Consider the following 7326-nt stretch of genomic DNA (forward strand, 5'->3'; position numbering starts at 1 on the left):
AGTAAACTTTAGCTATTAGCCTGGAACTGAAGTTCCAGACGGGTGTGGAAACCAAACAAATAAGCCATTTTATAAGATTAAATCAATAGCCTGTTGTAATATCATTTCCTTATCTACCATTGCTGCTAATTCTTCGGTTTCATATCTACCTTCAAACGCTTCTTTTGCTGCACCATTCAATGATAATTCATAAGCATCTTCTAAAGTTTCTCGCAATTCTTCAGTAGTAAAGTACATTCCCCCAGCTTTACGACGTTTGTTTGTGCGTTGAATTTCTTTCACTGCATTAGCAATATACAAATTCCATGATCTAGTAGTACGTTTTTCCGCAGCTTGCTTAATTAAATGCAGAAGCATAATTTTGCCAAAACTAAAAATCTTATTGAGTTTATCATCTTTACTCATTTCGGTCATCTCTTCAACTAGCAGCAATGCACCACGAATATTACCATTAATCAGTAATTGTTGAAGTTCTAGTAATTCTTCCATAACTCAAACCTCCTGAATTAAATTTCTCACTTCAAAACTTCTACCCCAATATGTGTGAGATAAAATTCCTCACCCTCTGACTCCCGCAAAGCATCTAAATAAGCATCAATACCTCGTGGTTGAGGAATTGACTCACTATTTTGAATATGAAAAACTAAAGCTGAACGCATATTCTCTAACGTTGTTTCCAATGTCTCTCCCGTAGCAATACAACCCCAAACATCAGGGGAGTATGCAGAAAATCCTGTTTTAGTTTTTTCTAAAACAATCAGATATTTATCCATTATTTGAGTCCTGCTTGTCTGAGAATACTTCCTAACGTTCCTTTCTTGATATCATCACTCATTTTCCCTGATACTGTCACCTTACCTGGTTTGATTAAATGTTTAAATTGACGATGACTACCTTCTGTTGTTACCAAATACCAACCATCTGATTCAAGTAAATTAATAACTTCTCGTATTTTCATGATAATAGGACTTACGTAAAACGAAACAAAAGTAGGGGTAATTCATGAATTACCCTTACGCAATAATAGGAGTTTCAACCACATCTTGCGTAAGTTCTAGATGAGTTCAGAAGTTACCAAAGGTATTATTTTGAGTATTGTTTGAACCATCTTGTGAAATATTAATCTGTTTACCAATAATATTAATTGTGCCTCCTGCTTTCGCTGCTTGATACTTTTCCTGAAATGTGGTATTCTTCTCAACATCAGCAGTAGCAACTAATTCCGCAAAAATCGGATTTGAGGGAATTTGTGCTAAAACTTCTGAATTGAGAGATAATACTTCTGGATTACCTGCTGCTAATGCTGCTGCTGTGTCTGGGGAATGTTTACGAATAAAATCAAGTGCTTTTCCCACCTTTTGCATTAAAATATCACTAAAATTTTCACCCTGTTTCTGTAACACTCCCGTGAGAAATATGGTAGTAATGGCAGTAGCTAAAGTTATGGGGTCCATAGAATTATTCCTCAAGATGGTTGAATATACTCAACTTTTATTATAAATATCTAAAACCATCAATAATCCTTTGGTAGTGTAATCCGAATCATGATTAAGAGGTATTCCTTACCCCAAAAAAGATAAAATCACCGAAAATTGATTTTCAGAATCTATATCTGCAAGCAACCAAAACCGACGGATAACTATGCTAGAACAAGGTAACATCAGTATTCATACCGATAATATTTTCCCGATTATCAAGAAGTCTCTCTACTCAGATCATCAAATCTTCTTGCGGGAACTGGTTTCCAACGGGGTAGACGCTATCCAAAAGTTAAATATGGTGTCCCGTGCTGGTGAATATAATGGTGAAATTGGTGAACCAGAAATTTCCATTAGCATTGATAAAGACAACAAAACCCTCTCCATTACTGATAATGGTATCGGAATGACAGCAGAGGAAGTAAAAAAATATATTAACCAAGTTGCTTTCTCTAGCGCTGAGGAGTTTATTCAAAAGTATGAGGGAAAAGCCGACCAACCGATTATCGGTCATTTCGGTTTGGGTTTCTACTCTTCTTTTATGGTCGCAAAGCAAGTACAAATTGATACTCTTTCATACAAAGAAGGCGCACAAGCAGTGCGTTGGACTTGTGATGGTTCTCCTAAGTTTGTTTTAGATGAGTCTTCACGTACCACACGGGGAACTACAATTATTCTCAGCTTGGAAGGGGAAGAGGAGGAATTTTTAGAACCAGCACGAATTAAGAATCTTGTCAAGACCTATTGTGATTTTATGCCGGTTCCCATTAAAATGGATGGGGAAACTTTAAATAAACAAAAGGCTGCATGGCGTGATTCTCCTAGTAGTCTTACGAAAGAAGACTATTTAGAATTTTACCGCTATTTGTATCCTTTTCAGGAAGAACCCTTATTATGGGTGCATCTGAATACAGATTATCCCTTTGTAATTAACGGTATTCTCTACTTTCCGAAAATGCGTCCTGATGTAGATGTTACCAAGGGACAAATTAAATTATTCTGTAATCAGGTGTTTGTCAGTGACAATTGTGAGGAAATTATTCCCCAGTTTTTAATGCCGATGCGAGGCGTGATTGATAGCACTGATATTCCTTTAAATGTTTCTCGAAGTGCTTTACAAGGCGATCGCACCATTAGGAGAATAGGAGATTATATAGCCAAGAAAGTCGGCGATAGACTCAAAGAATTATACCGTGATGAGAGGGAACAATACGTAACAATCTGGAAAGATTTGGGAACATTCGTCAAGTTCGGTGTTCTCAATGATGAGAAATTCAAAAAACAAGTAGAAGATGTCATTGTCTTCCGCACCACAGCTAAATTAGAAGCCACAGCAGCGGTTGAGGTGAAAACTGCTGAAGATGATGCTTGGCAAGATATCACCTCAGCTAATGGTATTAATTTACCATATACTACTCTCAAAGAATACTTAGAGCGAAACAAAGAGCGTCACGAAAATAAAGTATTTTATAGCACTGATGAAGCTAGTCAATTCACTTATATTGAACTGCACAAAAATCAAGGTTTAGAAGTCCTATTTATGGACTCCTTCATTGATACCCACTTTATTAACTTCCTCGAACAAGAATATCGAGATGTTAAATTTACACGGGTGGACTCGGATTTAGATAATACTCTTCTAGAGGACAAAACTGGTGAAATTGTTGATCCAACCACTAACAAGACGAAAGGAGAAGTGATTAAAGAAATATTTGAGAAGGCGCTGAACAAACCAAAATTGAACATCCGCACGGAGTCACTCAAATCCGACGACCCCCAAGGAACACCACCAGCAATGGTATTATTACCGGAATTTCTGCGTCGGATGCGGGAAATGACCGCTATGATGCAGCAGCAAACCGCTGAATTTCCTGAAGAACATATTTTGCTAGTAAATACTGCCCACCCATTAATTCAAAACTTGGTTAATATCAATCAAGGTAGTATTATTCATAGTGATGGTGTATCACAGACGAGTCAGTTAGTGACAATGATTTGCCAGCACGTTTATGATTTAGCACTGATGTCTCAAAAAGGCTTTAATGCAGACGGAATGAAATCCTTTGTAGAACGTTCTAATGATGTACTAACTAAGTTAACGGAACAAGTAAGTAAGTAAATAACCAGATTCCCGCTTGACGTGAGAAGTCGGGAATCTGAATATATATAAGCTGTCAATCAGGATTTGAAAGGATATAATGGGAAGGTTGTCTTAAAATAGAACTCTAGGAGATATTTATTATGTCCCGTCGTTGCGAACTAACTGGTAAAAAAGCCAATAATGCTTGTTCTGTTTCTCACTCTAACCGTCATACAAACCGTTTACAGCAGGTTAATCTCCAAAGTAAGCGGATTTGGTGGGCAGGTGGTAATCGTTGGGTAAGATTGAAACTCTCTACTAAAGCTATTAAAACCTTAGAAACTAAAGGTTTAGAAGCAATGGCTAAAGAAGCTGGTATCAACCTCAACCATTACTAAATAGTAGCTAATAGGTAATAGGTAATAGGTAACAGGTAATGGAGATTTATTTCTTGCCGTTATATAAAACCTACTCAAATCTACTTTGAGCTTCTTTTACTTCGTGCTTCCTCCTGTGTCTGCACTTACCCAATTCACAGGCTAACATTGCCTAAGTGACAGTTTTTGACAAATTAATAGCTGAATTCCAATCCCTTTGGGATTTAAACTCACAGCTATCACACTTAAACACTCTTTCACTCAATGAGAGAGTTTCTTTTTTGCCCTACTTGTGATCAAGATAAAATTGTGATATTTTGATTCAAACCAATTACTATTAAATCATAGAATGAATAAAAGGAACCGTAGTGAAACATTTAAGAGTAGATACCATGAGTCGCGGATACAATACATGGCAACTGGAGAATCTCCGACTTGTTCAGTTATTTATTCTCAAGCACCTTACTGGAAAAAGTATAGGCTTATTTTTCCGTTTATAGTTGATAACTGGCAGCATTTTTATTACATTGACTTTCCTCCAATATTTGAAAATATAGAACAAACTCACCCATCCATTTTAATCGGGATAGCAATGGCAGAAATTTATCGCCTTTGTGAAATATGCACCCCTGAGACAGTCAAAGTAACTTGGTATAGCTGTCTTCAATGGGAATCAGATTGGTGGAATGAAGATATTTACTGGTATCTTCAGCAAAAGTTTTGCCTGGAAAAATGGGACTGGGATAAAATGCCTCGAATAGAATTTTGTTTAAATTCTATAGAAAATTCTTGGTTTCCATCCGTCAAAGATACTTATCTTCTTGCCGTTAGTGGGGGTAAAGAAAGTACATTTGCATTTGAGTGGATGCAGCAATCTAATCTTCCTATGGAAGCATTTACTTTACATAATGCAGGAGGAATATTAGGCAACAACTGGCTACAAAAGTTTCCAGTATTTGATTACATTAAAACTCAAAGTCACCTGTGGGAAATAGAAGCTCATCCACAGGAAGATCCAGCTACACATTTTGGTTATAAAGGCGTTCGTAACGATCCTACTATTACTAATGCTCTTTTCATTATGATGATCATTGCAGTACAGCAGGGACATCGCTTTCTGGTCCTAGCAAATGATAAAAGTTCTAATGAATCTAATACTACATATCAGGGGCGAGAAGTCAATCATCAAAGTGCCAAGGGAACAGCTTATATAGAACGTTTTAATAATTTTTTAGAGCAAAAAGGTTTGCCATTTAGGTATGTTAGTATCTGCGAATAAAGTTACTCAATCGCTACAGTTAATCAACTATCTTTATGGAAAAAAACTATCCTGAATAGCCTTACCTCATGTAACGAGGCACAGTGGAATTCAGGAGACGTTCGATGGTGTTGTAACTGTCCAAAATGCGCTTTTTCTTATGCTTTAATCGAAGCCGTCACAGATTATTCTTTTGCCAAGCAGGTAGTGGGAGAGGACTTATTCAGTTTTACAAAACTAGAAGAAGTTTGGAGACGTTTATTCGACCCAAGTACTGAGAAACCATTTGAGTGTGTTGGTGAAAAACGTGAAACTTTAATGGCTTTAGCTAAATGCAAAAAACAACGTCTCAAAAATGGCGAACATTTAGGTGTTCTTGCTCAGATACCCAATATTGAATTTGATGAATCTCTACTAAAAATCTCCGCCCCTCAAAACATTCCTAAAGAACACCAAGATAAACTAAATTCAGTTTTGACAAATCAATAATTAGGAGTTGCTGAATAAACCTAAAACCGTTACCTGAAAACAGTTAAAGATAAATAAGAAGTGAAAAAGATACAAGGAATAAAAACTGTAAGGATGAAAAACCATGCACTTACTGAACACTGAAAATAAATTTTTCTACAATCAAACTATTGAAAATACTGTACCCGTGGCCTAGCACCTATCTATGACTTACGTCACGCTACGGTATCATCACTTTATGGCTAGGCCACGCAGGCTATCACCAAGCCCTAATTAAACCTTGATCAAAAACGCGATTATTAGTATCAATACCACTGATTTCTATTCTATCTGGGTAGACATTATAAGCAGCAAAACTCAAATTACTTGTGCAATATTCTGTTAATTGAGAAGGACTTACAGGACGATTACCGGCACCAGCGCCACAGATTAAATAGGTAGTTCCATTAATAGCGCGAGTCCGTTCATAGTTATGTTCATGGCCATTAATATAAAGTTGAACATTGTACTTTTTAAATAAAGGGGTAAAAGTGTTAATAAAATTTATATTATTACCATAATGACCAGATGAATAAATGGGATGATGACCAAATACGATTTTCCAAGGTGCTTGACTGATACTTAATTGCTTTTCTAACCAAATTAATTGATTTTGCCAATCTGCATTACTATTAGTATCTAAAGCAAAAAACTGGACTTGATTTTGAGTAAATGTGTAATAACGTCCCTGCATATTAAAACCAGGATATTTCACTTGAGGAACACCATTATCAGTGCGAATATCATGATTACCTAAACAAGCATAAAACTTGACACTTTTTTTTAGTAAAGGTTGATAAGGACGTTCAAAAACCTGATTAATTTTCTCTATTTCGCCATTATTATAAATATTATCACCAGCTAAAATTACTAAGTTATAAGGATTTTGCTGATGATAATAATTCATAGAATTTGCAACAGCATACTGACCTTTTGCACCAGTTCCCGTATCAGCAACGGAGACAAAACGCAATAATAAATCTTTTTTTAAATTTTTTTTAATGGGGTTAGCGGCTGTTGCTGATTCTATGAGAGAATTTGATAATAACTTCCTATGTAAAAATCCAGATGTGATGACACTAATTCCACTTAAAAACAAAAATTGACGGCGTTTAATATTCATAATTATCTATTCCTTGTTGTGTATGTTTTTGATTCGCTAATTTGGGTAAAAGTTCCATGTCAGGAAAAAAGGCACCAAAATCAAGAAATGAACCCGTAACTACCCTATACCAAAAAAATCAACCAATTTGGAAGACAGCAATTATCCAAGTTTTGCGGGGAACAATTGGTATTTTAGAAACCACTGTAGTCAAGTTAGAGACAGAAACACCCAAAGACAGCAGTGGAAAGAAAATTAATTTTTTATCGCGTTGGGATGGATTTTTAAGGACATTTCGCTTATTCTTACCATCAAGTATATCTAATAATGTGTCAGATTCGCTTTTGACTGGGATTTTTGCGGTAATTTTTCTGGTGACAATAGGAATTACTATATTTTTGTTTATTCCTAAATCTACTCAAGTCGCGGTTGTTCCTCCAGTTGAGGAAGTTACTAAACCAACTCCAGTTATAGAACCCGAACCTAAACCAACTCCAGTTATAGAACCCGAACCTAAACCGACT

10 protein-coding genes and 1 pseudogene are annotated in these 7326 nt (G+C 36.1%); 5 read left to right on the plus strand and 6 right to left on the minus strand.

Annotated features, from left to right (window positions below; translation table 11 throughout):
* Nucleotides 1–69 precede the first annotated feature (69 nt).
* The 4 genes from ACIR131C_RS0107170 to ACIR131C_RS0107185 all read right to left on the minus strand — a co-directional run bounded on the left by ACIR131C_RS0107170 (nucleotide 70) and on the right by ACIR131C_RS0107185 (nucleotide 1454).
* Nucleotides 70–489, minus strand: coding sequence for a DUF29 family protein (locus ACIR131C_RS0107170; RefSeq protein ID WP_028089648.1), 420 nt, complete (start codon nucleotides 487–489; stop codon nucleotides 70–72).
* Between the two features lie 26 nt (nucleotides 490–515).
* Nucleotides 516–773 (minus strand): type II toxin-antitoxin system HicB family antitoxin, encoded by a 258-nt coding sequence (locus ACIR131C_RS0107175; RefSeq protein ID WP_196811737.1) that lies wholly within the window; start codon nucleotides 771–773, stop codon nucleotides 516–518.
* The gene (locus ACIR131C_RS0107180; protein ID WP_028089650.1) at nucleotides 773–958 is read right to left on the minus strand and encodes a type II toxin-antitoxin system HicA family toxin; all 186 of its coding nucleotides are present in this window, start codon (nucleotides 956–958) and stop codon (nucleotides 773–775) included. Before ACIR131C_RS0107180 ends, ACIR131C_RS0107175 begins: the two co-directional genes overlap by 1 nt.
* A 106-nt stretch (nucleotides 959–1064) precedes the next feature.
* On the minus strand, nucleotides 1065–1454 hold the full coding sequence (locus tag ACIR131C_RS0107185) for a hypothetical protein (RefSeq protein WP_028089651.1): 390 nt from the start codon (nucleotides 1452–1454) through the stop codon (nucleotides 1065–1067).
* Nucleotides 1455–1641: 187 nt separating this feature from the next.
* On the opposite strand from ACIR131C_RS0107185, the gene htpG reads away from it, so the two are divergent.
* Together htpG and rpmB are read left to right on the plus strand one after the other, a co-directional pair.
* A complete protein-coding gene (htpG, locus tag ACIR131C_RS0107190) occupies nucleotides 1642–3597 on the plus strand; it encodes a molecular chaperone HtpG (protein ID WP_028089652.1) in 1956 nt (651 codons plus the stop codon).
* Between the two features lie 122 nt (nucleotides 3598–3719).
* Nucleotides 3720–3956 (plus strand): 50S ribosomal protein L28, encoded by a 237-nt coding sequence (gene rpmB / locus ACIR131C_RS0107195; RefSeq protein WP_028089653.1) that lies wholly within the window; start codon nucleotides 3720–3722, stop codon nucleotides 3954–3956.
* 151 nt (nucleotides 3957–4107) lie between these two features.
* Here the strand turns inward: rpmB and ACIR131C_RS24375 are convergent, their stop codons facing one another.
* Nucleotides 4108–4188 (minus strand): transposase, encoded by an 81-nt coding sequence (locus tag ACIR131C_RS24375; RefSeq protein ID WP_231395419.1) that lies wholly within the window; start codon nucleotides 4186–4188, stop codon nucleotides 4108–4110.
* 159 nt (nucleotides 4189–4347) lie between these two features.
* Here ACIR131C_RS24375 and ACIR131C_RS0107200 point away from each other — a divergent pair, with 159 nt between their 5' ends.
* Together ACIR131C_RS0107200 and ACIR131C_RS0107205 are read left to right on the plus strand one after the other, a co-directional pair.
* Entirely contained in the window at nucleotides 4348–5214 is an 867-nt protein-coding gene (locus tag ACIR131C_RS0107200) for a MurL-like N-terminal domain-containing (RefSeq protein ID WP_028089654.1), read from the plus strand.
* Nucleotides 5215–5265: 51 nt separating this feature from the next.
* Nucleotides 5266–5682, plus strand: a complete 417-nt coding sequence (locus ACIR131C_RS0107205; RefSeq protein ID WP_465249438.1) for a MurL C-terminal domain-containing protein — start codon at nucleotides 5266–5268, stop codon at nucleotides 5680–5682.
* 238 nt (nucleotides 5683–5920) lie between these two features.
* Here the strand turns inward: ACIR131C_RS0107205 and ACIR131C_RS0107210 are convergent, their stop codons facing one another.
* Nucleotides 5921–6823: a metallophosphoesterase family protein gene (locus tag ACIR131C_RS0107210; RefSeq protein ID WP_028089656.1), complete on the minus strand. Its 903-nt coding sequence runs from the start codon at nucleotides 6821–6823 to the stop codon at nucleotides 5921–5923.
* A 56-nt stretch (nucleotides 6824–6879) separates the two neighbouring features.
* On the opposite strand from ACIR131C_RS0107210, the pseudogene ACIR131C_RS26690 reads away from it, so the two are divergent.
* Nucleotides 6880–7326, plus strand: a pseudogene (locus tag ACIR131C_RS26690) (hypothetical protein); the annotation flags it as partial.

The sequence above is a fragment of the Dolichospermum circinale AWQC131C genome (genome assembly GCF_000426905.1).
Lineage (GTDB): Bacteria > Cyanobacteriota > Cyanobacteriia > Cyanobacteriales > Nostocaceae > Dolichospermum > Dolichospermum circinale.

Excerpts from the sequence above, each read along its gene's own strand:
- htpG (WP_028089652.1), top strand. The coding sequence starts at position 1,642 with ATGCTAGAACAAGGTAACATCAGTATTCATACCGATAATATTTTCCCG.
- ACIR131C_RS0107170 (WP_028089648.1), bottom strand. The coding sequence starts at position 489 with ATGGAAGAATTACTAGAACTTCAACAATTACTGATTAATGGTAATATT.
- ACIR131C_RS0107200 (WP_028089654.1), top strand. The coding sequence starts at position 4,348 with ATGGCAACTGGAGAATCTCCGACTTGTTCAGTTATTTATTCTCAAGCA.
- ACIR131C_RS0107210 (WP_028089656.1), bottom strand. The coding sequence starts at position 6,823 with ATGAATATTAAACGCCGTCAATTTTTGTTTTTAAGTGGAATTAGTGTC.
- ACIR131C_RS0107185 (WP_028089651.1), bottom strand. The coding sequence starts at position 1,454 with ATGGACCCCATAACTTTAGCTACTGCCATTACTACCATATTTCTCACG.
- ACIR131C_RS0107175 (WP_196811737.1), bottom strand. The coding sequence starts at position 773 with ATGGATAAATATCTGATTGTTTTAGAAAAAACTAAAACAGGATTTTCT.
- rpmB (WP_028089653.1), top strand. The coding sequence starts at position 3,720 with ATGTCCCGTCGTTGCGAACTAACTGGTAAAAAAGCCAATAATGCTTGT.
- ACIR131C_RS0107180 (WP_028089650.1), bottom strand. The coding sequence starts at position 958 with ATGAAAATACGAGAAGTTATTAATTTACTTGAATCAGATGGTTGGTAT.